This window comes from Chitinophaga niabensis (assembly GCF_039545795.1).
GTDB classification, from domain to species: Bacteria; Bacteroidota; Bacteroidia; order Chitinophagales; family Chitinophagaceae; genus Chitinophaga; species Chitinophaga niabensis_B.
Map to the genome: position 1 here is coordinate 3,817,903 of NZ_CP154260.1, position 22,683 is coordinate 3,840,585.

The following is a 22,683-nucleotide window of genomic DNA, read 5'->3' on the forward strand; positions in this document are numbered from 1 at the left end:
TTTTCGTTTTGGCGATAGGCCTTTTTGTTTTTTTGATTCAATTCGCAACGTACAAACACCTTCAAAGGAAAGAAACTACTGGATCATATATAAAGGCAGAAGCCGAAACCGACCAAGGGAAGACGAAATATAATCAATTACCTAACCTACCGGGGATTCCTCTCTGGTACTACACTTTACAACGATCAGACACCCTTTATCTTACATGGAAAGTCCCTCAATCAACTCCTCAATGATCTGTATGTCGTCTGAGGTCAGCTGAGAGTTTGGTGGCAAGTGCTTTGCGTAGCCCAAATTGGTTTTTATGAATGACCCGTTGTAGTAACGATCAATGTACACATGATAGGAGTCTCCCGCGCCATATACTTTGCTGATCTCTACGGTTTTGACCTGCAGCCCAAAGGATGCCTGAAACTGGATTCTATCTGGCATGTCGCCGCATTTCTTTACGATCAATTATTACCTGGGCGACAACTCCCCACACCTGGAATTCGTCTTCATCTTTTACCGGAATGGGATCATACAGATTGTTAGCCGCATACAGAACCCAGCCGGCTTTCGAACTTACTAGGGTCTTAACAGTAAATTCTCCATTCAAAACCGCGACTACCAGGTCATGGGGTTGGGGTTTAAGGGATCTGTCTACTATCAGGTAGCTTTTATCCGGAACGTGTTCATCCTGCATGGAATTACCATCAACTCGGACAATGAATACGGAGGGCTTGTTCATTCCTAAAAATGCAACGAGGTCTATATCTTCTTCCATGAAATCCTGTGCCGGGGAGGGGAATCCGGCCTTCACAGGTCCAACATATGGCAAAAGGAATTCCGGCGCCTGTAATTCAACTCCATAGAATCGCAGGCCGTTCCGCACAGCTGTAGCTCTCATGTCTAACTAATTTATTTAGCAATAATACTAAATTATTTAGTTAACAATCAAAGGAGTTTGCGGAAATTAACAACCCGATTAACAAAAGGGCAGTTGGATAATTACCGGATGGATTATTTTGCGGGAAACAGGGAAGGCATGGATAGTTTTGATCAAAGAAAACAGGATCTCGCAAAGCAGATTGCAGAGAAGTGGATGGAACGGGGTTTTACCGTTGATTACCTGGTTATGGAATTACACCTGGACCGGAAGATAATTGAAGAGATCTTTGCGGGGGATGTGACGGGCATAGAAATGAAGATATTAGAGGGTATTAGAGCAAAAATAAAAGATTGATTAGAGATTTTCACTGTAGCCCGCCACTGATTTTGTGGATTTACAATACCAAAAAGTCCCTAAATTTCCTCAGAAAAGTTGTACCAACCACGAGATATTTTATAATCCACTGTTTGTCAATTGTTTATGTTTCCGGAAACTTAATTTGTTAAATATTTCAATGCTAACCATTTTGGTGTTAATTTTGTTCATCTGTATTAATTAGACCAAATCCATAAAACAAAAGACGACATATTAGCAGCATTTATACTCCTGAATAAGTTTCACGTTGTTCACGTTTTAAAAGAACATGCCATGACCACGATAGCAATGACACATAAACCGGCAGTAGCTGTAACGGCCTCTCCAAGCCCTACTCCTAACAAAAATGTAGGCTGGATAACACGTTGCGTGGTAAAAATTAAAGCCAAAAGGCGAGTTAATAAAATAATGAGAAGCTTGCATGAAGCAAAACAAATCCACGCCGGGAAAAGGAAAGCACAGACATTCGACGAATTCCTCGAAGGATTTTAAAGTAATGACAACCGACCTTTTCATCAAAGAAGCCAAAAGGTTAAAGAAGAAATATCCTAACATTGGCAGCGATTTCCGGGACTTATCAACCACGCTAAAAAAAGATCCAATAACGGGCAACGATGCCCTTGGCTGTGATTGCTATAAGGTAAGAATGCCTATTAGCGACAAAGGGTGTGGAGAAAGCGGTGGGGCGCGGGTTATAATAGAGGTGAAAATAATAGATTCTTCCGTTTACCTTCTATCAGTGTATGACAAAGCAGAGAAAGAGAATTTTGATGGCACAGTAAAGGACCTACTTAAGAAAAAACTCCTGACGAGATGAACAGCTAAAGTCCACTTTCTCCAACCTATCTATCACATCAAAAGATGCGCAATCCTCCCACCCTAGCTTTCCATGTTGAAGGAAGTTAGCCTTCCAGTCACACAAATAACCTTGCAGCCTGCTTATACATTGATTCAAAATCCCGGTAATTCTGCTCACTGGGTTCATGCTCTGGATCACCGGTCACCCACTCCCTTTTATAAGCTGTGCAAAGGTCCCTTGGATTCTTAATCGCTATTTGAGTGTATTTCCAGGTCAGGCCACCAATATATAGTTCCCGCCGTAGCGAATTGCTGATCGTAAAATCTATGCTGTCCTTCCAGGAGTGAAAAGCAATAAAGATCCGCTCTTTTCCTGTTCCGTTCTCCCGCTTTACTACCGTTCCGGCAATTTTCTTATCAAACTCTGCAGGCCACCTGGCGCCATCTGCCTGAATGCCGGCGTAATTGTTGTTTACGCCACTTTTACCGTTAGCGGACTCCATCCGGAAGAAGATGTAAGCGGCCCGTTTCACCTCTGCAGGTGCTTGGCTTTCCTTAATGTACTGAATGGCAAACGCCATTTCGATGCTGGTCTTTTTGTATTGTAGAACCGGTTTTTCTGGATATGCGTTTCTCATGTTCAGAAGTTAATTAGTGAGTACTGAATTGCAATTCCGGCAGAGGGTGTCCACCTGGTGCCATTAAAACCATAGCCGGCATAAGGACCTACCCCAAACCGCTTCGATTTCGCATTATTCACCCGAATGCCGGTAAGACCAGTTATTCGTGTATTAGGGTTCTGGCTAAAACCATCCACATAGGTTTCCTTTGTGAACAGTCCCTTTTTCTTGCTATAGGTAACGAATGTGATAGAATCCCTGACCGAATACCGGATAAAGGGCTCTTTGGCTATTTCTCCTTGCAGTGAAATCCAGCGGTCATCATAATGAAACTGGTAGGTCTTGCTGGTGTCACCATAAACGGTATCGACCTTCAGTACCACAGATCCTTTCGTTTCGGTTTGGGCGGACACAAAGCTTTGCAGGGCATTTTCCTTCATTCTGAAGATTCTTTTTAGGCTATCTATTTCCGATTTATAATAGATTTTCAATGCGGAGATACTACCCTCTGCCACCTGCTTTTCAGCATGCTCCCTGCCGGCCAGATCTTGCCAGAATCTAACGCTATCGTCCCTGATATCCTGGATGGTTTCAATTGAAGTGATCACCTTCTCTTTACGATGGCATGAGCGGGTAGCCAGGATTCCTATCACAACCAGCAAGGCAACAATTATAAACCGGTAAATGGTATTCATTTGAATTCCAGTTTTATGCCCTCTGATTCCACGCTGGTAGAATCGTAAAGCGTCACCTTACCGTCCAGGTCCAGGACTATAATTTTGTTGATCCTGCTTTTGTCGTGCAGGATAGTTGTGTACTTAGGTACCGGCTTAGGATCAATTACAGGAGGACCACCTGGATGTGGATGCATCAAAAGCCACTCTAACCAATTCCGGCCATTCACCCGGTAAGAGGAATCGTAAATATTGGCCCATCCATCATGGCCTCCGCTGTATATCGTAACAGTGCCGCCTCCTTGGTTGTATCTGTTGATCGAATCACTATACCGGCGAGCATTCGCCGGCGGTGTCACCTGATCATTATCGCCAGTAAAGAACCAGGCTGCAGGATATCCTCCCGAGAAGAATCTGAAGTTTTTCATGTAGTCGTCACTCGGAGCACTCGGTGACATGGGAACAATGGCGGCGATCTTCTTGGTTAAGGACTCTTTGAACGTAACTGCCTGGATTACTCCCTGGCCACCAGCGCTCAAACCGGTAAGGTATATCCTGTTGGTATCTATGCGGAACTTCTTTGGCAGGTCGGTCAACATGTATTCAATAGCTTCAGGAGTTGTTGTCCAGCCATGATGCTGTGGCGCCAGAACGATGAATTTAGTCCGCTGGCCAGAAACCGGGTGAACGGCTTCCACCTTCTGGCCACTGGAGATCACTTTGGGTAATCCCTGCTTTATAAGGCGCGAAAGGTCCTGCACTGTGCTCCCCACTTCTCCATAACCATGAAGGAAAATGATAAGCGGATAATTCTGTGATGTGGATGTGTAATCATCCGGAAGCGATAACAAAGCGTTCTGTGTCGCTCCGTAGCTGGCAATTTTTACCTGGTAGGCTTGAAGGTTACCGCCGAATTGGGCAGAAACCAAAATCGGTAGAAATAGTAGTATTAAGAGTAGTTTCTTCATTTATCGAATTTGAATAGATTGATTAATCCTTGTCTAACGGCTTTACCAATGGCCAGGAGAATGCTGTCGCCAAACCGCCCTATGATAACTGCGCTGATGATGGCCAAATCATATTTGCCATAGCTGGCCAACCACATCCACACCGCCCATGCAGCAGCAAAAGCAACTGTTGTGTGAAAAATGATTGCCTTATAAGTGAGTTTAGCTTCCATGTTGAGTGTTGCGAGTTTAGCCGCCAATCCAATAACTACCCCGCCCACGTATACTAAAATCTTGACCAAAAGCGGACCCTGCTCATTTGCGTTTTCTGCCATTTCTCAATAGTGTAACGGTTATAATTATTGTGGCTACTATATATTCGTTAATCCCGAAAACTTTCGGATCGAAAAAAATCTCGTCAAGCAGGTTATTAAGGGAAAGGAACAACCCAATAGTTGCTACCTTGTCCATAACTCCCTCTCCCTTATTAAGACGCTTTATTGTCAAAAAAAGCAGAAAGAACCCAATGGCAATTGATTGGTAATATGCTCCTGTCCATAATCTTGGCCAAAGGTTATAGCCTACGATTAAAACGGCCAAAGCACTTAGCAATATGGTATTATCCGTTCTCATGGTTTACGATCATCTGGACGTCCACCTACCAAGTCAGTTTCCCCGGGATCTTCAATTTCTAGCGTTAGCTTTGTGCCCGCAATGGACGTACTCTTGCTTACCATGGCTCCAATGCCTGATATAGAGGTTAAGACTGCAAATATCCAGGTTATCCAGTCCTTAACATCCTGGGGGACATTTCCCGGCATGGAGGATATTAAAGGGGATATTGTTGCTGTTAAAGTTGCCAGAATGCCTGTAAGGTTTACAAGCCATATAGGCGCGTGTTTTGAAAGATTATTCGCCATTTCATTATTTTTTAAAATCCACCCATCCCCCACTTAGAAGGAGTATTCAGTAACCTGGGTAAACCCGAATTTTGTATTTGCCATTTGTCTGATTTTATTTGATCACTATCCTAATGACTAATAATTTAATTTCTGGAAATCAATCGCCACGATCCGCCTACTGATTGAATTACCGTTGTTAAAGTCATGGTTGTAAGTGCCGCAGCATTGGGTCGTGAAATATTATAATTAATCGCCCAATTACTTGCACTGTACTCATGGAAATGCAGGATTCGTCCTGGGCATGTTGCGGGATCTGGCAATGTTATCAGTACACCATCCGCTGCACCTGTACCCATTCCCTCCATGAGTATAGTATGGTCATCACTCGCAACCGTGAAGGGTGTTGCAGTTGAAATTGTACGGGTCTTTACAGCAAAACTGCCATTAAGAGTGAGAGTGCTATTATCTGTTGTTGTATTTATAAGTAGGTTTCCCCCTGCCGTAAATCTTGCCCTCTCTAAGGAATTGGTTGAAAATGTAAAAGGGTGATTGGATACAGTGCGGTTACCCGCTAAGCCAGTCCCCAACCAAAATTCAGCTAATACCCCACCGCCTTCAGCTATAAAAGCGTCTGTACTCACAACATTACCATTAAAAAAACCCTTTGCTGAGTGAGTACCGCCTGCAAACCCGCCAACTCCTAATCCATCGCTATTAACATAGGTAAATTGACCGGCACCGCCTTGGCTCATAACAATATAATCAGAGGCCGCCCTTAATTCTAAACTGCTTCCAGAAGGGCTGTATATGGCAGGCGCTGTAGCGACACCATTTATCTCTAAAGTAGTGGCAGGCGTTGTTGTGTTTATCCCTACCTTACCACCACCTGTACCCATAAACACATTACCACTTGAAAAGTGATTAATGTATAAATTATCATATGCGTTCCCGTTCATCCCGTCAATTGCATTGCCATTGTTTCCAATCACTACCCCTAAACCATTAGGGTTTTGCACATGCAACGGGGCTTGAGGTGTTATTGTGCCTATGCCTACATTTCCTGCTGAGGTAATGCGCATCCTTTCAATAGCATTTATATAAATACCTAATGCATGATTAGAAAATGAACCAATGGCAGCAATAGAATTGGCAGGGCTGTAAGTTAAACGAGCGTCTATAGTGCCATCTGTCGAAATAATATCGTTATTCGTTTTAATTACTCCATTAATTTGTACTGCGCTTGATCCATCATCTGTAGGCGCATTCACCAGCATACGGCCACCAGAAAAAGCATGGCGAGCACCATTTTCGGCCACATAAGACATGTCTGTAGTATTACTACCGATATACCCCAGCCGAGTATTATCCGGTTTATAAAACCCTACCCAGCCTGTAGCACCAACAGCGGTGTTCAAATGAATGTACCCATTGCTTGGCGAACCACCTACACGAAATTGACCATCAATCCAGCCATTCCCTGCCTGTGCAGCGGAAAATTGAGTTTGTATATAATTGCCTGAGCCGCTTACTGGTGCATATCCTGCTAAGGAATTTGCTACCGCCAGCGTAGTAGGATAGGTTGTGTTATTTGCACCGGCTAATGTAGTGGCTTTGTTTGCCAGTAATTCATAAGCCCCAAAGGCAGAAGCAAAAGGCAATCTCTTCATCCTGCTTGTAGCAGGATCAAACATCAATAAGTCATTGGATGTTGTTCCTAATTGATTGACGTTATCAAAATTTGTGAACTGCATGAATCGCGGAGAAACTGTGCCGCCAAAATCCATAGTAGTATTACCGTTCTCCATGGTTACACCACCATCGAAGTTTGTGTTGCCGGATGAACTTATTGTCACAGGGGATCGGCTTCCAGAAGGGTAAGAGAAAGTGAGTGAGCCAGAATTCCCGGTGATATGCCAACTGGCACTAGCCTCTAATCTTGTATTTCCGCGCAAAACATTCCCCTGTCCGGTTCCGTCTAACCAAAAATTTGCTGTTTGAGCAGCAGCATTTTGGTTTTGAATATATCCTGTGCCTCCAGTGATAGGCGCTTTTCCATCGATTCGGCTAGAAAGATAAATGGTATCAGCCTTTCGAAGATATGGAGTAAGCATTGCCGCCGTGTCGGTATATTTGACAAGCGTAGAGAAATTGGGGGCACCTCCAATTTTCATCCACTTTACCCCATTCGAGTAATAGTGAGCGGTATCACCAGTCTGTTGTCTAAATATCAAAGCGCCAGGATAGGACAGCGCTGAAACACCCAGGGTGTCATTTGTATTTATCCAAAATATTTTACCAATTTTCAACTGGTTAAATGACTTTGGTGCCGGATCCAACGGAGGGAACTGTGACTGGGAGAAAACTCTCAATGAGATTAACAGAACACAGACCATAATAAGCAATCGCTTCATTTCGTACGATTAGGTTAACAAAAATGTTCGCGCCAAATGTAATTTTTAGCGGTATATCATGTGAGAATCAGACCTAAAACCCCAGTATTTTTCATCGTGGTTTCTGATTTCAATCCAACTATTGACTTCGAATCGTCTATCTGTGGCCAGTTTGGGGGCCTACCTCCGGGCGCAAAGGTTGCCGCAGTGTCATTTCCTCCAGATGAACCAGCCAGCAGCTTGTCAAAATTCGGATCGGGAAGGAAGTTCCCAACACCATCCGCCTGGTATCCGCCAGGGAATTGGTGAGTGCGGCCATTTGTATCCAAACTTCTACCCTGGTTCAAAAAACGCAAGACGGTACCATCAAGAGCAGGTATCCTGAATACATCCGGATCATCCTCCGGCCCCAAAGAATAGCAGCCCTGGTAATCAACAGAGGAAAGCCATAAGGTATCCTCTATCAATGCATCACCCATTGCCTGCACAGCTTCCCACAAACGGGGGTAAGAATCTTTTCTTACCAAGGATCCGTCTGCAATCAATGTGTTAAGCATAGTGGAATAACCGGCGATAGGCTGGCCTGCCACCAGGTAGTTACCGAAGAAATCAATTACATACCACCCGTCCTCTGCCTTCTTAAGCTTGAGGGTATCCCCTTTCCCCATATAAACCTTCGTCAGTGCCTGGCCTTTGAAGTAGATGAACTCACCGTTTTTCGTTTGGATTGTACTTTGAAAATTGTTGTTGATCATGGTCTCGAAGGGTAGCTCCGCTTTGTCTGGAGTGTCGGCTAAAGCCAACAATGTTATCACTGGCTTATTGCTTCCACCAGAAATATTGAACGTGTAACCAACATCATCAGGCACCAAAGGGTACGTACTATCGATCAGTTTGAATCCTTTATCAGATTGCCCAGCACCAGGGCTCGGAACCGTACTATTACCACCCTCATACTCGTAGATATGAGCAATCCATCGCTCACCACTGTATAAAACGTCAAAGTCCCTGGTTAATTCAAATCCTCCAGTTGATAGCGTTTCAAACCAATCCGACATATACCTTGAGGACGAACTAGGTCCTACCCTTTCCAGCGAGTAGTTCAGTCCTGCCAGTGCAGGAATATCCCACTGCTTTAGACCATCCAACTCTGCAGGAACTGTCAATTCCATATCGGCACCAGACACGACTGGCGCTTCGGGCGTTGCAACGCCGTTTATTTTCGCCCTGAGCTGGGAAATCTTCATTCCCTTGGTTTTGTTTTCCGAAGTATCATAACCTGCCAGCTCATCATCATCATCGATAACAACGAAATCGGGTAATTCCGGCACTCGCGCGGTTGGCAATTCTATCGTTACAACCTGCCCTGTTCCTACTATAGTTCCTGTAACTAAAGCCATGGGTTAACAATTATATCTTTTTATATACTTTCCCGGTCGCATCCACATAAAGTGGAAACATACCGGTAATATCTGTCGTTGTTGGTAAGTCCGCCATCGTCACAGGCCCAATGAAATCATTTTCACTTGCTCTGTTATTCAACTGGCTGTTTATCTCATCGATGGACCGCCCGTTATTTCCAATGAGATTGTAAATCTCAGAACCGGCGTTTATTGACAAACCATCCGATAGGGTCAACTGGTAGTTGAACTCGTCCTCAAACGTCCTGGTGAACGCGGTTACCCTAATTCTCCTGTTTATCGAAAGAGGGGTGTCTACGATCCAAATGAGGTCGCCTATATCTACCTGCAGGTTGTTTTTCCTGAAATAAGCCGGATCCACAGAAATTGGGTTTGTGAACTGAGGAACGCTGATTGTATCCAACAGCTTTTGCGCCGCAGCGGTTAACTCCGCCTCAGCCGCCGTAACATAGCTCGGCGGCATCTGGATATCCACCAGAACATATTCGTCCCCGATTGCCGGCCGGAATAATGAAGAGGGTACATCGATCGCTTTCTCATTCTTATTTTTAAGGACCGTGAATTGCTTTGTGATGTTATTATATCCTCCCGCTTTAATATCGAAGGTATAACCAGCCAGCTGGCCGGTATTGAACGTTACCTTTGCCGCTACACCAGGCAACAGGAAATCATTCACATCAAAATCCATTGTACTGTCGAAGAAGACATTTGGATTCAGTGCATTCACGTTTGTGACTTTGCCAGTACGATGCGGATAAATATTTTCGAAGACAGTGGTTTGCTCGTTTAACCCGTAGGTCCCGACATTCTTTTCCAGATAAACTTCTCCGCCTGTCATCTTCAGCCTCCGGGAGTAATTCCTGTAATCAGGAGGCAGGTTTTTCTCCGACCCGAAAGCGTAAAGCCTGGTCACAACGTTCGTATCATTCAGCGGATCCCGACCCAAATCATACAGCCCTTTGCCCTTACCTACCGAAAGGGTAACACCTCGGTCCCGAAGCTTTCTATCCAGAGAAACCTTCTTTCCCTCAATGAAATACTCAGTTCCGAACTGCTGCGCTATTCTCCCGAGTACTTCCAGGCAGCTTTCAGAATTGAAGGTCATGTTCTGTGCATCTGCAATGATCACTGCTCCGCGAGTCCACCCCGCTCCTACCCTATTTGCGTTCTTCACAATCAGATCAATGAACACTTCCGGTTTTCCCATTAATGAAAACACGCCTTCCTTCAGTTCATTGTTTTCATCGTAGAACATGAACATAGTTTTTGCCAGCCCGAAGTAATCTGCCTGCATCACCATGTCATACGCGTATTCTCGGGAGGATCCTTTTGATATCTTGGGTAACTGGTTGATATAATACCTCTCTCCGAAGACTTCACACCAATCCCCGATCCGCAGGTCCATGAGTCTGCTCAGCTCAAACTGTATGGACAGCTGGTTATCACCCATAATGGTTTTAGACTGGGAACTGTTGTTCCCCGGCTTTATGGATTCCACCTGGACTTCTCCCCTCATGATGTTCAGCGTGATCATGTGATCAGGAACCTCCCTTCCTCATCCATAATGTAAACGTTGGTTGAGTCCAACTGTGGGCTGGGTTCTACCAGGGTAATGGAAAACTGTGCCGCTATTTTGGAACTCCCTTTGATCCGGGTACGGCGGGCAAAACTTGTACAGGACTTATAGAAAACGAAATATGAACTGGCAAGCTCAGAAACCTCCAACCTCCTTAAACCAGGTTGCCGGAGCATGTTCAGGAATTTGTGATACTTATCCCAAAAGTCACTTTCGCCCGCGGCCTGGATGCTAATATTTAAAGAAAATTCCTTCTCCTTCAGGTATACGCGGGACAAATCGATATCCAGCCCATTCTCGTCCGCCCAATCATGGGAAATACTTTCCTTCCTTTCCGGGAATTGCAGGAGAGCATCTGTACCGGCACGATCTTCTATGATCATTCCGTATACCAGCCACAGGTCGGCTCCATCGATATAATATTGTCCGGTTGGATAAGCCATTACTTTTTCAATTTGATACCTTCGTTTTCAATTTTTCTCAGTCGGCTGTCTATACTCAATAAATAAGACGTATCGCCTTTGATAGCGTTCAATACGCTGAGGCTTGAATTCATAATCTGGACTTGCTGCAACCCAGTTATTCTTAATCCTCCAAACTGCCCCGCGATCAGCTCTGCGGTTTGCTGGGACATACCCTGGATTCCTGCCATGAGGCTATTGCCGCCAGATCCGCCGTTTGCGAGATTCAAACCTGTGATATCCTCCAGGTCTTTAAACTGGTCACCTGCCTTGGCGATTATTTTATCATAGAGATCCCGCAATTTTGATATCTCAGATCCTGTGAGCACGCCATCGGATTCAGCGTTCTTTGCGAACTGGTCGTAAAAAGCCTTTAACGGCTCTTCCAGGAATTTATATTTCAAGGCATTTAATGCAGCCTGACGCATCAGATCTTCGAATGTTCCGGCAAAATCTTGAGCAGCAAATTTGCCATTGGCAAAGCCATCTACTATGGCATCAGTGATGCTATCTGCAGTTGTACCGGTAAAAATCTCTTTTGTTTGCTGCTCAAGGTCGCTGAGCATCTGCTGTATGTTTTGGCCTTCCGCCTGAAGCTTCTGCAACTGCTCAAAGAGTGTTTTGGCCCGGCCGTCCAGTTTATTCTCGGCGTAAAGCTTTTCTATCTGGTCAATAGTCATCCCCATCAGAGAAGAATACTGATTGACAGCTTGTTTTTTCCGCCAAAGACCCAGAAACCCACCATATTTCTTTGCATCGACACCGGAAATAAAAGCCTCCCCCTGAAGCAATGCGAGGATCCTTTCCTGTTCTGCTTTATTCTGCTTCTGGTTCTCAATGTTTGCCTGTTTCTGTGCCTGGATGCCTTTGAGGGTTAAATCAATCTCCTGGGCTTTCAGGAGATTTCGTTGACGGATCACTTCATTGATCCGGTATTCTCCCAGTTCCTGATTAACCAGGAAGGCATATTGCGCTTCGTAAGTTTTTTGCAGGGATTCACGGACTTTTTTGCCACCTTTTAATGCTGCAGCGACAGCACCAACCACTGCACCAATTGCAGCACCAATAATTGCCCCAGGCCCCGTCCAGGATGTTAATGCTCCTCCTATGGCCGCACCTGTACCAATCAAACCTCCGATTGTTCCTAATGCATTATTCGCCTGATCAGAAGAAAATTTGCCTGTTTTCACATTCGATGCCACCCCAGCTACAGCCGCTATGCCTCCAACTGCCTCCAGTACATCCGACATAGTATCGATAGTATCCGCTAACCCATCATTTATGCCCTTAAATTCGTTGGATACTGATCTTAATACCGAAATAAAAGAGGCAAACGCCTCAATGCCTCTTCCGGTCACCTCCTCCATCGCCTCACCTAACTGCTTCTTAATCTTTTTGATCTCTTCTTCACTGATTTTCCCGGCCTTTTTCAGTTGTTCGAGCATTCCATCGGGACCTGTCCAAACATCGATAATTTTCTTTATCGAACTGGTATCCAGCTCATCGATATCGCCAAAGAGATCCTTATAGGCTTTGAGTTGTTGAATATTATTATCGTTCAGCCGGTCAATATCTTCCTTATACTGCTTGTCCCTTTCGGCAGCTTGCACTAATTGCCCATTCTTTAGGAGCAGGGCGCGCTCTTTTTCGTATTTCTGGGTTATGATATACTTCTGCTGCTCATAGGTCAGCGTTGCCTGGATAACTTCTTTATACCTGTTTAAGGTGTTCTGAATCTCTTCCTTATCCGCTGCAGAAAGCGCATTCGCCAAAGCGTCCCGTTTAAAACTGGCGGTTACCGAAGAATCACCATCCAGCTTGGACAGTTCATTCCGTAGGAATTCAACGAAGGAAAGAGCATTTCCGACCTGTTCCTGGTAAACCTGCTGTGCTTTTTCAATCCCCACTTCCTGCTGGAACTCCTGGAAGTCCTTAAAAATATCCTTTTGCGCGGCAATTACCTTTTTATAATCCTCTACATCCTGCTTTATACGGGCATTCCCGGTTTCTGTACCGCGGGCTGATTCTATACGCGTAAAAACAGCACCAGGCACTTTTACACCTGCACTTTGTAGTTCCTTTGCACGCTTTACAAGCTCGTCATAACGGGCATTGATCCTGGCTATTTCGTTTTCATCACGAACCAGTCCGCTCCTGCTTGCTTCTCCTTCAGCGTCAGCCAAATCCTTCAGGAGATCTGTTAGTTTCGAAACTTCTTTCTGCGCTTCTTTCGCAGACGCTTTCTGCCGGCCGTATGGATCGAGTTCTTTTATTCTGCGATCAGCGGCTTCGAGGTCTTTAGTTAGTTGTAAACGTTCTTTCTCTACCGTGGAAGCTTTATAAGCCTTTTCTATGTCCTCCCGGATAGCCTTTATTTGCTCCAGCGATTGCGCCTCTGCAATTAACTGTGCATTGGTCTTTTTAGCTGCCTCTGCCTTTGCCCCCTCTTGTTTTATCTGGCTACTTATCAGGGATTCTGTAACCTTCTTCTGCTCTTCCAATTTTTTGGTTTCTACACCAATCATGTATTGGATGGCATTTTGGTATTGTTCTCTTCTACGCTGGTCTTTCGTAGAAATATCAGCCAATTGTGTGTTTAACTTGGTGATACGCTCCTGGATCAATTGCTCTTGCTTGAAACTTTCAGAAGCAGCGGCTTCATTAGCTTCAAGCCTGAACTTTTCCCGCAGCGCCGCCACATACTCCTTAACGTTTGCAGTAAGCTGGCCTTGCGCAACCGATTGGGCATTTATGCCTTTTACGAGCACAGGATTGATATCCCGAAGTTTTTGATAGGCAACAAGCCGTTCCTGCTCCGTACTGTTTGCGTTCTGCAGTACGGTCACATAAGCATTTATCTTTGTTTCCTGTTCGGTAAGCGCCGAACCCGATCTTTTCGTGGTTTCAGCCAGCAGTTCCTGGCTACTTTTTACCTCCAGAGTTGAATCCTTCATTATCAACAAGGCGGTTGTCAACCCGGCGAGTATTGTTGCCAACGCCACATAAGGATTCGATAGCATTGTCGCATTCAAAATCTTCTGTGCCCTGCTGGTGGCTTCTAATGCAGCATAGTGCAGTAGTTCAGCAACAGTAAGACGGGAAACACCGGCTGCCTGAAGGTTTAACTGAATAACCCTGATGCTTTCCAGCGCATTGGTAATGATCAGGGCAGTACGATAGGCCCCATAAGCAACGGTGAGGACCTTGATTATGTCGAGAACTGTTTGATAATTATTTACCAGAAACGTGAGGCTTTGGATGGCTCCTGAGAAAAGCCCTTCCTGGGATTTGCCTAAATTGTTCAACATTTGGGAAAAGGCATCTTCTAAGTTGCTGATTTGGCCAGTAAGGGTTTTTGATTGCTCTTCCATCAGGTTGAAGAACAATCCTCCTTGCCCTGTCATCGACTTAAATGCCTTTTCTACTTCCGGAAATCCTACTTTACCAGCTTCCACCAGCTCCGAAACCTTGTCTTCGGTAACTCCAAATTGCTTAGCCAACTCGCTGATAATAGGAATACCGCGGGAAGTAAATTGCATGATATCCCTTGTGTAAGCTCTTCCTTGGGTTCGAAGGGTTCCGTAGAGGTATACGATATCCCCAAGAGGTGCGCTTACCCCAGATGATACATCCCCGAGTGTTTTTAGGGTGCCGATTACCTGGTCAGCTGAAAAACCGTAGGCCAATAGCTGCTTTGCTCCTGCTCCTACATCGGATAATTGGAATGGGGTTTTGGCAGCAAGCTCAACGGCTTGTGCCAGCAGTTTGTCTGCTTCTGATTTGCTTTTCAGCATGGTCTTAAAAGAAACTTCCAATTGCTGGAACTCCCCCCTGACCCTGATCATCTGTTGAATAAAATTGGTAGCCCCTGCAATAGATAAATATGTTCCAACCGCGGTTGCAGCCTTTTTGGCTACATTTTCGATGGCGTTGGATTCTCTTTGGGCTGTGACAGTAAGGGATTTCAACTGGCGCTCTATAGCGTCAAATTGCGCTTTGAATTGTGAACCGTGAATTATGGCATCAAATTCAAGAGGCCCGCCATTTATCGTTACTGCCATTTTGTAGTAGTTAAATTGTTCCCCAAATGCTGGCTGCATCTGTTAAATCACCTTCCCGCTCTTCCTCCTTCCCCTTCTTTTCATCCGTCTTTTCATACGTGGGAACTGAGGCAGATAGCATCATCAGGTTCGTCCAGCTCCTTTCCCAAAGAACCTCGTCCCATGTGAATCGGAAATATTTTATCAGCCCTCCGATGGTACCCCAGAGGCTATTGTCTCCCCTGGATTTAACAGGCTCATTCCCTTTGCGGAAATGATAGTGTTCATAAAAGCCCCTATTTCCATCATCTTCACAACCTTGGTCACAACATTCAGCAACTCCACGGCCGTAAAATTGTTGAGTATGAACCTTACCAGCCGCGGACTGGGTTCTTCCCGTTGGTTAGTCATCCCGATGGCCACTATTTCCGCAAGCGCTGTTGAATGATTTTGAATGGCAGTATAATTGGCAACAAGGATATTCCCCCCTTGCTCAAAAATGTCCATATCCACCGTTAGCAGCCGCTTTGAGATCCTAACCAAATTGCCCAGGACAATAGGCTTTAATTCAAATTTTCGTTTGGTTGGTGCGCCAAATTTGAAAAGAATTTTATCCCATAGTCCTGGACTTACAATTTCAATCTCGATGATTGCTGGTTCTTCTAGTATGGCATTTACTTCTGAGGTCAATACCTCCTGAGGATTTAAATCACTCATATATATCTTTTACGGAAGACTGATAATCCTGTATGGTGCGACTCCTGCCTTTGTTGGCTTGAGAACAGTCACCGTAACGTCCACTTGAGCAAGCCCTGACTTTTGGAACTTTTGCTGAATGATGGCATCAACCTTTCCCCGGGGGATTTCAGTGATGTTCCCCTTCTGATCCGTTAGCCTGAATGACTGCTCTATTACCGGAGTGGCAGATGGTGCTTCGTAGATGTTGTTACCACTGGCATCTGTAGTGGCGGACCCTCCCAGCACCCTCACAAGGGAAGCCGGGTCCATATCATAGGAACTGAAAGTGAGCGTTTTTTTCCCAGCTACAGAACTTGTGTAATATGGATCATCCTCTTCCTCAATTGGGAAATCTGTTACAGTCGCCGCCTCACTTGTCAGAAGAGCTGTGTCTACTACTGTGCATGCAAGCGGAGTAAGCACGGTTCCCATTCCTCCATCAACGGCAATAGGACCCATTTCGAGTAGCTTAAGACCAATTTTTACTTTGGGCATGAGTTAACAATTTTATACGTTTACTGAAAAAAATGTAAGTCGAATGTTAGAATAATGTTCATTGATACTGTCTTCCTGAATTAAGACCTGCTGCTCTATTGTAAAATTGACATCACCGCTTTCCTCCCAGGCATCAGTGAGGCGGTCAATCGCAATCCTGGTCAGTTCATCAAGGCGTGGAGAATTTGGTTGCGTTGCATCCTGATTTCCTTCAGAGACAATTACTATATTGGGCACATGAATGTTCACATTCAAAACCCCTTCCTGCAATTGCGCACCCGAAATTGGGAGACTGTTAACTACGCAATCCTCTTTCCCTGAATTCAATGGGCGGCCATGTTTATAGATTCCTCCTGATATTGCAGCACTGAGCGGGCTTGTTTTAAGCCTCGTCCAAACTATATCCACAGCAGTAAAAGAAGTCCTCATCGCATTTTTGATATTTGGGCGGGCAATTGTTTCATAGCCTTTTTAAGATCTTCTTTGGCAATCAGGCTAGATCCAGTGATCACATCTTTGCCTCTGCTTTCTACCGCTGCGGCATAATCCATTCCTGCAACCACGATCAAAACATAGCCTTCTGGAAACTTTGCTGAAGCTTGGTAAGCTATTGCCTTCCCTGTCGTTAACCCATCCTTGCTACCAGATGTTGTCCTCGTTTGCCCTTTGTTCTTCCCCTGGGAGATAGTTTTGGTAACTGATGCTGATCGCCTGAAATTTTCCATTAGGATTACACCGTCTCTCATGATGATGTACCCTATGGAATTTCGAAGGTTTCCCGTTTGATCACGATAACCCCCTTTTTCTCTGGCATTTTTTACGAACTTCTCGCCTATAAACAGGAGGCGGGCAATAATTGCAGCATCAACCTTTAACAACCGTTCCTGTATCATCCGGGAAATCTCGGCCGCTGTAAACTTCGGCCAGATCTTTATAACCATAGCCGGCAGTTTAATTGTCCTTGAGAAAACCGAAGCACCCGTCCGCTGGAAACAAACACGCCGTCACCCTTCCAGGTAATAGTTACCTGTGTTTGATCGGGTAAAGGCGCGGTCCCCTTCGGGATGTACACAGTGGAGGCATAAACTACCTGTCTGCCATCAGCAACCTGGATCATCTTTCCTCCGCCATTAGGTTCAGACCGACAATCAAAAGACCTGGTTGTCGTTACTCCCGGCACCCAATTGCCATTGGCATCCTGATGTGATTCAGTGACGATAGTGGCAGTCAACGTATGGGGATATTGAGTCACCATGGACTTATCCCCTTTACGGTAGGCTTTGGAACGAGGTTATCCGGAAGGCCGAGCTTTCGGGCGAGCCAAGAGTACCACAGTTTTATGCCGTCCAAATTCCATTTGATAGAATAACCTCCCTCAGAAACGTCCTGCATGCCAGCAAAAAGCGGCGGTAACTGATAGTAGATAGCCGTATCCAACGCTTTTGTGTCGGTTACGGGATCTCCACCATTCAACCCGGCATTTAACAGCATCAGTTCAATTTCCTGATCGGTAATCCCAAATTTGGACAGATAAACCTGTATGTACTCTTTATTCGTCATCAGATATCAAAGAGCTTAACTGAGTTTTGTCTTCAGGATGTAGATGTTGTTGACACCCTGCAACACGGGCGTTGCATACGCAATACCCTTGGTGATCACCGTGATAGGGTCTTGTTCAGCCCAAGATTTCACCAGCACAAAGTCGTTGAACGCTTTAGTGGAGACATCATTGGTCACGAACGCGTCCGCAGTCGTGGTGTTTGCAGTATCACCCAGCCTGTTTGTTACAGAGAAGGTAACGTTTCCTTCCTGCCAGCCAGAAACGGCTGTGTGCACACCTGCTTTGCTTTCGATATTAACATAGCTGTCCCAGATGATTATCTGAGGCAGGCTGCGGTTACGAAGTACGGTGTTTACAGTCTCCAGGTTTGGAACCGCCAGGTTGTTGAGAGCCAGGCTTGCGAATGTTGCTGCCGCCTTTTGAGTTTCTTCTGCAGCTACAAACTGATCAAAGGTTTCCTTAGTCATGAAGGCATAACCCAGGATGATACCCTTCGCACGGGATGCAGTATCAACCGTTTTGAAATCGGTGATCGGTTTTGCTGTTGTCGGATTACTCCAGTCGAATGCGGCGTTCTTTCTGTTTGCAGAAGGGATACCAAAATCCACTTCTACTTTGGTCTGAACACCAGCTTCGTTGTTAGCAATGGTCAGGCTGTATTTGCCGTTTGATGCAACTTGCTTAGCAAGCCACTCTAAACGAGCATTTACGCCATCCAGGCAGAACTTGGTATCTTCATACATCCAGTCAACCAGGGCTCGCTTTGCCTGAGCAGAAGCATTCCCATTTGATGTTTGGCTGATTGCTGAAAGCAACATACGATACCGGTTGAGATCGGTTTCCTTCTTTGGACGAGAGATTTCGATCTTAGGAATATCGCCTGTCATTTTCCCCGGCAGAGGACGGCCCTTTCTTGGTGCGCGACTGTCAAACGCAACCACATCTGCGGCCACAATAGCACTGAACTGTGCTTGCAGGGACTCGAATGTGAGGTTTGGCGTATAAACACCAGGGAAATAGGTTTTGTATTGTAAATTCCCCAGCGTATAGCGCTCAACGTATGCCTGCATATCCGCCCTGTTGAACTCGCTTACGAGGTCTGTTACTTTTACCATTTTGTGTTGAAATTGTGGTTAAAAACAATGGTTTACTGGCCGGTGACTATACGAATGTTATCTTCGGAATCACTGCGGCAATAGCTTTGGCAGATGTTTTAACATCGGCTGCTACAGCATCCTTACGAACAACACCTTCGATAACCACTCCAACGAGCGTATTATCATCGACCGGCACTGTCATATGCACAAAACCGAGGGGCACTCTGTCGAAAGTTGCGGAGTCACCGGGGTTTGTGATTTTTACTGGGTAGGAGAAACCATTGGAATCCTTTACACTAACCAGTGTGCCGGCGGGTACCACTCCATCCGCGAAGGTCACTCCTGATACATCAAGCGTGACACCCCCGGCGAGTGTATCTATTTCGGATTCGAACACTACTTTGTCGAATCCGCCACCTGTAATTTTGATACCGTTCATTTTTGCTCGGTTTTTTTCTCGTGATCAATGTATTCCTTCATGAGAGAAGACACCTGGTCACCATTAGCCCCAGCTCCACCGAGAGGCTTTGAGCTTTCGCTCATGCTCAGGTCAATGAAATGTTGCTTGGCAGCAGTATAGGCAGCTTCCACGTCCGCGTATACTTTGTCGATATCCTCTTCTTTTTCAACCACTTTCCCTTCGAAGAACATATCCGGGATTTTCTTTTCCGGATTTTTCCCCTTCAGCTTTGCAAACAGAGAATCCTTAGTTGCCTTGGCGTCCTTTTCTGCCAATGTCTTACTAAGTTCCAGAACCATAGTTTTAAGTTCTGCGATCTCAGTATTCCCTTCCTTTCCCGGTTCGGGGTTAGGAGGTGTGGGCGGCTTTGGCGGCTCTGCCTTTTTTTCAACTAGATTGTATTTCTCTTTGAGTTCAGCTTCCTTTTTGTTGGATGCGCCTGTTGCTCTCCTGTCGCCTTCCTTTTGGAATTCGGCAGCGAGATCTGTTACGGAAATGGGTGATTTTTCGAGTTCGCTGATAGCGCCCTCTATTTGAGATTCTTCTGTTGTTTTCACGGCCATTTTTTCAGCCAAAAACCCCAGAAATTCGTTGGACAGCCCTGAATATTTCTTCTTCAGTTCTGCCAGGATCTTCTCCTTAAGCATGTGAAAGAACGATTAGGTTAACAATAAAATCAGCTCAAACCCATTGTGGGTAAAGAAAAGAAAGGTTAACAAACAATGTTTTTGAGCTTCTTATGCAGCAAATGTAATTTTTAGCGATATACGCCAAACTTTTTTTCCATCTATTTTAATGATGTTACAAACTTTCCATTGTCCTGCAACCAGTATGGCGCAGACTTCAACCGTTTCAGCTCTCCGGCGTGATCAACCACATATTTGTAGAATTCTGCCGGCGCATCTTCTACCCTATTCACACTCTTGCCGTCCCATTTGCCGTTACCCAGTATCTCATCGATAATCTTCTCCATTTCAGCATCCGTTACCTGGATAGGAACAACATAGCAGATACACTGCGGATGCCAGCCAACCCATTTAAAGTCCTTCGGGTACTTACCGGCCAGGGGATCACATATATCAACACGCGGGTGAGCATTGGAAAGACGTATTTCGATACCAACAATGAACGGTTGAGTTTGCCAGCGAACGTAATCCGCTGATCGGTAAGACATATTCGTCTCCGTTCTGGTTACCCGGAGGGCATTTTTATAACTGGACCGGTAGACACCTTGCCCCGGCTGGTAGTTCAGCGCAGTTTTGGATAACTTCAGTGGGGAATTGGGATCTGCGCTCTTTGTTCTCACCCTTCTAAATAGTCGATCAGGTTCATTCAGTTCCCGTTTCATTCGGGTTGCCATACTTTTGGCACTATCTCCAGTGGATATCCCCTCCCCTAAACTCAGTTCCAGCTGAATACGGAACGGCTCTACCGCCCTCCATATCCGATCAGAGAGATTCAGCCCTTTTACCTGCCGGGTCGTGAATGCTTCCTTTGCCTGAAGGTTGGGATCATAGAATCGTTTTCGGGTTTTTGCTGGTATTTCGAAGCCTTTTAACCTCTTGTCCAGGAAGAGGATATTCTTTCGTCCGGATAACTCCCATGCCTGGTCAATGCCATTTATTACCGCCAATTCCAGCTTCCCGACCATCTGTTTGAGTAAGTAATCCACCCGGCGTTTAAGCAGTGGATATAAAGAAAGGGTGAAAATGGTTTTCTTATATGGCAATGTGGAGGCCAAAGCGGCCAGATCTACTATCACATCATAATAGATCTGGCGGATCTCTCGCTCCTTTTTGTTCTGCAGGTTAACGAGCTTCTTTAGGTATTGCTGGTTTTCGTCCATTTAAGATGCTTCAATATCAGATCCAAGGCTGCCCTCCTCTTTCATTTGCTCCAACTCGGCTTCTGCATCACCTACCAGAGGGTTCTGTCTAACTGCGGCTTCCTGACTCATAATTGCTTTGCCCGAACCGACCGCTGTAGTTAATACCTCAATCGCCTCCTGGTCATTCTTCGGCAGGTAGTACTCGAATTTCGGCTTGATCGTCATTGAAGACGCTTTTTCCAGGTTCCCATTGATGGTCACCAGCCCTGCCTTTAGGAAGTTAATCCGGCGTTGAACCCCTTTACCAAAAGTCCCCTCCTTTTCTGCTGCTTTCAGATGGGCACCGAGGAAAAGCATTTTGAGGGCAATTCCTGAAAAGGTATTTACCCCTTTCATTGCTTCAAAGGATATATCTGGCGTGTCAGTCATTTCGAAAATGAGGCTCTTCAAGTTTTGGTACTCAAACTTTGTTGCCTCCGGAGCGTTGTCCCATGTCAGGTATTTCGCTTCACCGCCGTTTTCCGTCTGGATCACTTTCCCCTGATCTTCTTTATCACCCAGCCCTGAAACCTGCCCGGATAGCACTACCATTGGACTTGCAAAATAGGCGTTGGTATCACGCGTATTGCTTACAACGGTTTCCAATCCCCCTATCAGTTCCTCTACATCATACCACTCAGGTACGCCCTGTGTCCAATAAATAACAGGTATTTTCTTGAACAAATTCGGTTCTGCCTTCACTTCCCAATTCGTGGGGCCTTTCTTCCCGTAATAAATGCGTTCTGCAGTGTATAAATCAAAATGCTCCTCGTCCTTTTGGTCGACCTTTATATTAAACCCCCTGCCAAAAGCGATCATATCCCCAGTAGTATCATATACAGGATAAAGTAAATCCCCCAATGAAGGCGCCAAGACCTTTACGCGCATTTTGTTCTTTGCCTTATTGTTTGGTCCCTCCCCCCAATAACCCGGCTCTGCGGGCACGTAATACCACAGCTCGGCGCATTGGGTTTCGCCCATCATTTTCTTAGCCAGTTCCAATGACTCATAATCAAGTTTGTTGTCATCCCACACCTTTTTAAGAAGTTCCAGAAAATCGGACTGATCATCTCCATCGGGTTGGGCTACGAGGGTAATAGGATTCCCACAGAGGAAAGCTGCAGCACGGCGAACAATCAATTTTTGTAGAGCAATAGGCAAGCGCGCAACCGGAACAATTGTTTGGGTTTTTGTTCCATCTTCTTCCTCCACTTTTTTAATCTTATCCTTCCGTTTCCCAGGCTTCATGACATCATGCTCCTTGGGATCGAGCTGAAGTAATGTTTCGGTAGGCACCTTTTTAGGCTGAGGACTTGCGTCCTTTACCTTCTCAATTACTTTATCGTAACCGTCTCCTGAGAGCCCGGTAAAATCTTTTGGTTCCATTGTG

General features: G+C 45.4%; 24 protein-coding genes. 2 read left to right on the forward strand and 22 right to left on the reverse strand.

The window, feature by feature from the left end; all coding sequences use genetic code 11:
• Positions 1-201 precede the first annotated feature (201 nt).
• Positions 202-432 carry a hypothetical protein gene (locus AAHN97_RS14910; RefSeq protein ID WP_343302833.1) on the reverse strand — a complete coding sequence of 77 codons (231 nt, stop codon included), beginning with the start codon at positions 430-432 and terminating at the stop codon, positions 202-204.
• On the reverse strand, positions 422-889 hold the full coding sequence (locus tag AAHN97_RS14915) for a LexA family protein (protein ID WP_343302834.1): 468 nt from the start codon (positions 887-889) through the stop codon (positions 422-424). Before AAHN97_RS14915 ends, AAHN97_RS14910 begins: the two co-directional genes overlap by 11 nt.
• Positions 890-946: 57 nt before the next feature.
• Between AAHN97_RS14915 and AAHN97_RS14920 the strand changes: the two genes are divergently transcribed.
• Together AAHN97_RS14920 and AAHN97_RS14925 are read left to right on the forward strand one after the other, a co-directional pair.
• The gene (locus AAHN97_RS14920) at positions 947-1,225 is read left to right on the forward strand and encodes a hypothetical protein (RefSeq protein WP_343302835.1); all 279 of its coding nucleotides are present in this window, start codon (positions 947-949) and stop codon (positions 1,223-1,225) included.
• Positions 1,226-1,667: 442 nt separating this feature from the next.
• Positions 1,668-2,063: a hypothetical protein gene (locus tag AAHN97_RS14925; protein WP_343302836.1), complete on the forward strand. Its 396-nt coding sequence runs from the start codon at positions 1,668-1,670 to the stop codon at positions 2,061-2,063.
• A gap of 97 nt (positions 2,064-2,160) precedes the next feature.
• Here the strand turns inward: AAHN97_RS14925 and AAHN97_RS14930 are convergent, their stop codons facing one another.
• From AAHN97_RS14930 to AAHN97_RS15025, 20 genes are all read right to left on the reverse strand, one after another.
• A complete protein-coding gene (locus tag AAHN97_RS14930) occupies positions 2,161-2,682 on the reverse strand; it encodes a hypothetical protein (protein ID WP_343302837.1) in 522 nt (173 codons plus the stop codon).
• A gap of 2 nt (positions 2,683-2,684) precedes the next feature.
• On the reverse strand, positions 2,685-3,359 hold the full coding sequence (locus AAHN97_RS14935; protein WP_343302838.1) for a DUF6549 family protein: 675 nt from the start codon (positions 3,357-3,359) through the stop codon (positions 2,685-2,687).
• The gene (locus AAHN97_RS14940; protein ID WP_343302839.1) at positions 3,356-4,306 is read right to left on the reverse strand and encodes a hypothetical protein; all 951 of its coding nucleotides are present in this window, start codon (positions 4,304-4,306) and stop codon (positions 3,356-3,358) included. Before AAHN97_RS14940 ends, AAHN97_RS14935 begins: the two co-directional genes overlap by 4 nt.
• Positions 4,303-4,620, reverse strand: a complete 318-nt coding sequence (locus AAHN97_RS14945; protein ID WP_343302840.1) for a hypothetical protein — start codon at positions 4,618-4,620, stop codon at positions 4,303-4,305. Before AAHN97_RS14945 ends, AAHN97_RS14940 begins: the two co-directional genes overlap by 4 nt.
• A gap of 294 nt (positions 4,621-4,914) precedes the next feature.
• On the reverse strand, positions 4,915-5,205 hold the full coding sequence (locus tag AAHN97_RS14950) for a hypothetical protein (protein ID WP_343302841.1): 291 nt from the start codon (positions 5,203-5,205) through the stop codon (positions 4,915-4,917).
• A gap of 125 nt (positions 5,206-5,330) precedes the next feature.
• Positions 5,331-7,598: a hypothetical protein gene (locus AAHN97_RS14955; RefSeq protein WP_343302842.1), complete on the reverse strand. Its 2,268-nt coding sequence runs from the start codon at positions 7,596-7,598 to the stop codon at positions 5,331-5,333.
• 56 nt (positions 7,599-7,654) lie between these two features.
• Positions 7,655-8,977 carry a hypothetical protein gene (locus AAHN97_RS14960; protein WP_343302843.1) on the reverse strand — a complete coding sequence of 441 codons (1,323 nt, stop codon included), beginning with the start codon at positions 8,975-8,977 and terminating at the stop codon, positions 7,655-7,657.
• A gap of 10 nt (positions 8,978-8,987) precedes the next feature.
• Complete coding sequence (locus AAHN97_RS14965; RefSeq protein ID WP_343302844.1) at positions 8,988-10,532, reverse strand: hypothetical protein; 1,545 nt, start codon at positions 10,530-10,532, stop codon at positions 8,988-8,990.
• Positions 10,529-11,017, reverse strand: coding sequence for a hypothetical protein (locus tag AAHN97_RS14970; RefSeq protein WP_343302845.1), 489 nt, complete (start codon positions 11,015-11,017; stop codon positions 10,529-10,531). Before AAHN97_RS14970 ends, AAHN97_RS14965 begins: the two co-directional genes overlap by 4 nt.
• Positions 11,017-15,096, reverse strand: coding sequence for a tape measure protein (locus AAHN97_RS14975; protein ID WP_343302846.1), 4,080 nt, complete (start codon positions 15,094-15,096; stop codon positions 11,017-11,019). The genes AAHN97_RS14970 and AAHN97_RS14975 overlap by 1 nt, the downstream gene beginning before the upstream one ends.
• A 183-nt stretch (positions 15,097-15,279) precedes the next feature.
• Positions 15,280-15,792 carry a hypothetical protein gene (locus AAHN97_RS14980; RefSeq protein ID WP_343302847.1) on the reverse strand — a complete coding sequence of 171 codons (513 nt, stop codon included), beginning with the start codon at positions 15,790-15,792 and terminating at the stop codon, positions 15,280-15,282.
• 9 nt (positions 15,793-15,801) lie between these two features.
• Complete coding sequence (locus tag AAHN97_RS14985) at positions 15,802-16,308, reverse strand: hypothetical protein (protein WP_343302848.1); 507 nt, start codon at positions 16,306-16,308, stop codon at positions 15,802-15,804.
• Positions 16,309-16,320: 12 nt separating this feature from the next.
• Entirely contained in the window at positions 16,321-16,737 is a 417-nt protein-coding gene (locus AAHN97_RS14990; protein WP_343302849.1) for a hypothetical protein, read from the reverse strand.
• Positions 16,734-17,249 carry a hypothetical protein gene (locus AAHN97_RS14995; RefSeq protein ID WP_343302850.1) on the reverse strand — a complete coding sequence of 172 codons (516 nt, stop codon included), beginning with the start codon at positions 17,247-17,249 and terminating at the stop codon, positions 16,734-16,736. The genes AAHN97_RS14990 and AAHN97_RS14995 overlap by 4 nt, the downstream gene beginning before the upstream one ends.
• Positions 17,250-17,556: 307 nt before the next feature.
• Positions 17,557-17,868: a DUF6706 family protein gene (locus AAHN97_RS15000; protein ID WP_343302851.1), complete on the reverse strand. Its 312-nt coding sequence runs from the start codon at positions 17,866-17,868 to the stop codon at positions 17,557-17,559.
• Positions 17,869-17,883: 15 nt separating this feature from the next.
• Positions 17,884-18,984, reverse strand: coding sequence for a major capsid protein (locus tag AAHN97_RS15005; protein ID WP_343302852.1), 1,101 nt, complete (start codon positions 18,982-18,984; stop codon positions 17,884-17,886).
• Positions 18,985-19,030: 46 nt separating this feature from the next.
• Entirely contained in the window at positions 19,031-19,405 is a 375-nt protein-coding gene (locus AAHN97_RS15010) for a hypothetical protein (protein WP_343302854.1), read from the reverse strand.
• Positions 19,402-20,073, reverse strand: a complete 672-nt coding sequence (locus tag AAHN97_RS15015) for a hypothetical protein (RefSeq protein ID WP_343302855.1) — start codon at positions 20,071-20,073, stop codon at positions 19,402-19,404. Before AAHN97_RS15015 ends, AAHN97_RS15010 begins: the two co-directional genes overlap by 4 nt.
• Before the next feature lie 140 nt (positions 20,074-20,213).
• The gene (locus AAHN97_RS15020; RefSeq protein ID WP_343302856.1) at positions 20,214-21,272 is read right to left on the reverse strand and encodes a hypothetical protein; all 1,059 of its coding nucleotides are present in this window, start codon (positions 21,270-21,272) and stop codon (positions 20,214-20,216) included.
• Positions 21,273-22,679, reverse strand: coding sequence for a phage portal protein (locus AAHN97_RS15025; RefSeq protein ID WP_343302857.1), 1,407 nt, complete (start codon positions 22,677-22,679; stop codon positions 21,273-21,275).
• Positions 22,680-22,683 lie beyond the last annotated feature (4 nt).

Excerpts from the sequence above, each read along its gene's own strand:
- AAHN97_RS15010 (WP_343302854.1), bottom strand. The coding sequence starts at position 19,405 with ATGAACGGTATCAAAATTACAGGTGGCGGATTCGACAAAGTAGTGTTC.
- AAHN97_RS14970 (WP_343302845.1), bottom strand. The coding sequence starts at position 11,017 with ATGGCTTATCCAACCGGACAATATTATATCGATGGAGCCGACCTGTGG.
- AAHN97_RS14910 (WP_343302833.1), bottom strand. The coding sequence starts at position 432 with ATGCCAGATAGAATCCAGTTTCAGGCATCCTTTGGGCTGCAGGTCAAA.
- AAHN97_RS14955 (WP_343302842.1), bottom strand. The coding sequence starts at position 7,598 with ATGAAGCGATTGCTTATTATGGTCTGTGTTCTGTTAATCTCATTGAGA.
- AAHN97_RS15000 (WP_343302851.1), bottom strand. The coding sequence starts at position 17,868 with ATGACGAATAAAGAGTACATACAGGTTTATCTGTCCAAATTTGGGATT.
- AAHN97_RS14925 (WP_343302836.1), top strand. The coding sequence starts at position 1,668 with ATGAAGCAAAACAAATCCACGCCGGGAAAAGGAAAGCACAGACATTCG.
- AAHN97_RS14960 (WP_343302843.1), bottom strand. The coding sequence starts at position 8,977 with ATGGCTTTAGTTACAGGAACTATAGTAGGAACAGGGCAGGTTGTAACG.
- AAHN97_RS14935 (WP_343302838.1), bottom strand. The coding sequence starts at position 3,359 with ATGAATACCATTTACCGGTTTATAATTGTTGCCTTGCTGGTTGTGATA.
- AAHN97_RS14990 (WP_343302849.1), bottom strand. The coding sequence starts at position 16,737 with ATGAGGACTTCTTTTACTGCTGTGGATATAGTTTGGACGAGGCTTAAA.
- AAHN97_RS14945 (WP_343302840.1), bottom strand. The coding sequence starts at position 4,620 with ATGGCAGAAAACGCAAATGAGCAGGGTCCGCTTTTGGTCAAGATTTTA.
- AAHN97_RS14985 (WP_343302848.1), bottom strand. The coding sequence starts at position 16,308 with ATGCCCAAAGTAAAAATTGGTCTTAAGCTACTCGAAATGGGTCCTATT.
- AAHN97_RS15025 (WP_343302857.1), bottom strand. The coding sequence starts at position 22,679 with ATGGAACCAAAAGATTTTACCGGGCTCTCAGGAGACGGTTACGATAAA.
- AAHN97_RS14915 (WP_343302834.1), bottom strand. The coding sequence starts at position 889 with ATGAGAGCTACAGCTGTGCGGAACGGCCTGCGATTCTATGGAGTTGAA.
- AAHN97_RS15020 (WP_343302856.1), bottom strand. The coding sequence starts at position 21,272 with ATGGACGAAAACCAGCAATACCTAAAGAAGCTCGTTAACCTGCAGAAC.
- AAHN97_RS15015 (WP_343302855.1), bottom strand. The coding sequence starts at position 20,073 with ATGCTTAAGGAGAAGATCCTGGCAGAACTGAAGAAGAAATATTCAGGG.
- AAHN97_RS14965 (WP_343302844.1), bottom strand. The coding sequence starts at position 10,532 with ATGATCACGCTGAACATCATGAGGGGAGAAGTCCAGGTGGAATCCATA.
- AAHN97_RS15005 (WP_343302852.1), bottom strand. The coding sequence starts at position 18,984 with ATGGTAAAAGTAACAGACCTCGTAAGCGAGTTCAACAGGGCGGATATG.
- AAHN97_RS14950 (WP_343302841.1), bottom strand. The coding sequence starts at position 5,205 with ATGGCGAATAATCTTTCAAAACACGCGCCTATATGGCTTGTAAACCTT.
- AAHN97_RS14995 (WP_343302850.1), bottom strand. The coding sequence starts at position 17,249 with ATGGTTATAAAGATCTGGCCGAAGTTTACAGCGGCCGAGATTTCCCGG.
- AAHN97_RS14975 (WP_343302846.1), bottom strand. The coding sequence starts at position 15,096 with ATGGCAGTAACGATAAATGGCGGGCCTCTTGAATTTGATGCCATAATT.
- AAHN97_RS14940 (WP_343302839.1), bottom strand. The coding sequence starts at position 4,306 with ATGAAGAAACTACTCTTAATACTACTATTTCTACCGATTTTGGTTTCT.
- AAHN97_RS14930 (WP_343302837.1), bottom strand. The coding sequence starts at position 2,682 with ATGAGAAACGCATATCCAGAAAAACCGGTTCTACAATACAAAAAGACC.
- AAHN97_RS14980 (WP_343302847.1), bottom strand. The coding sequence starts at position 15,792 with ATGAGTGATTTAAATCCTCAGGAGGTATTGACCTCAGAAGTAAATGCC.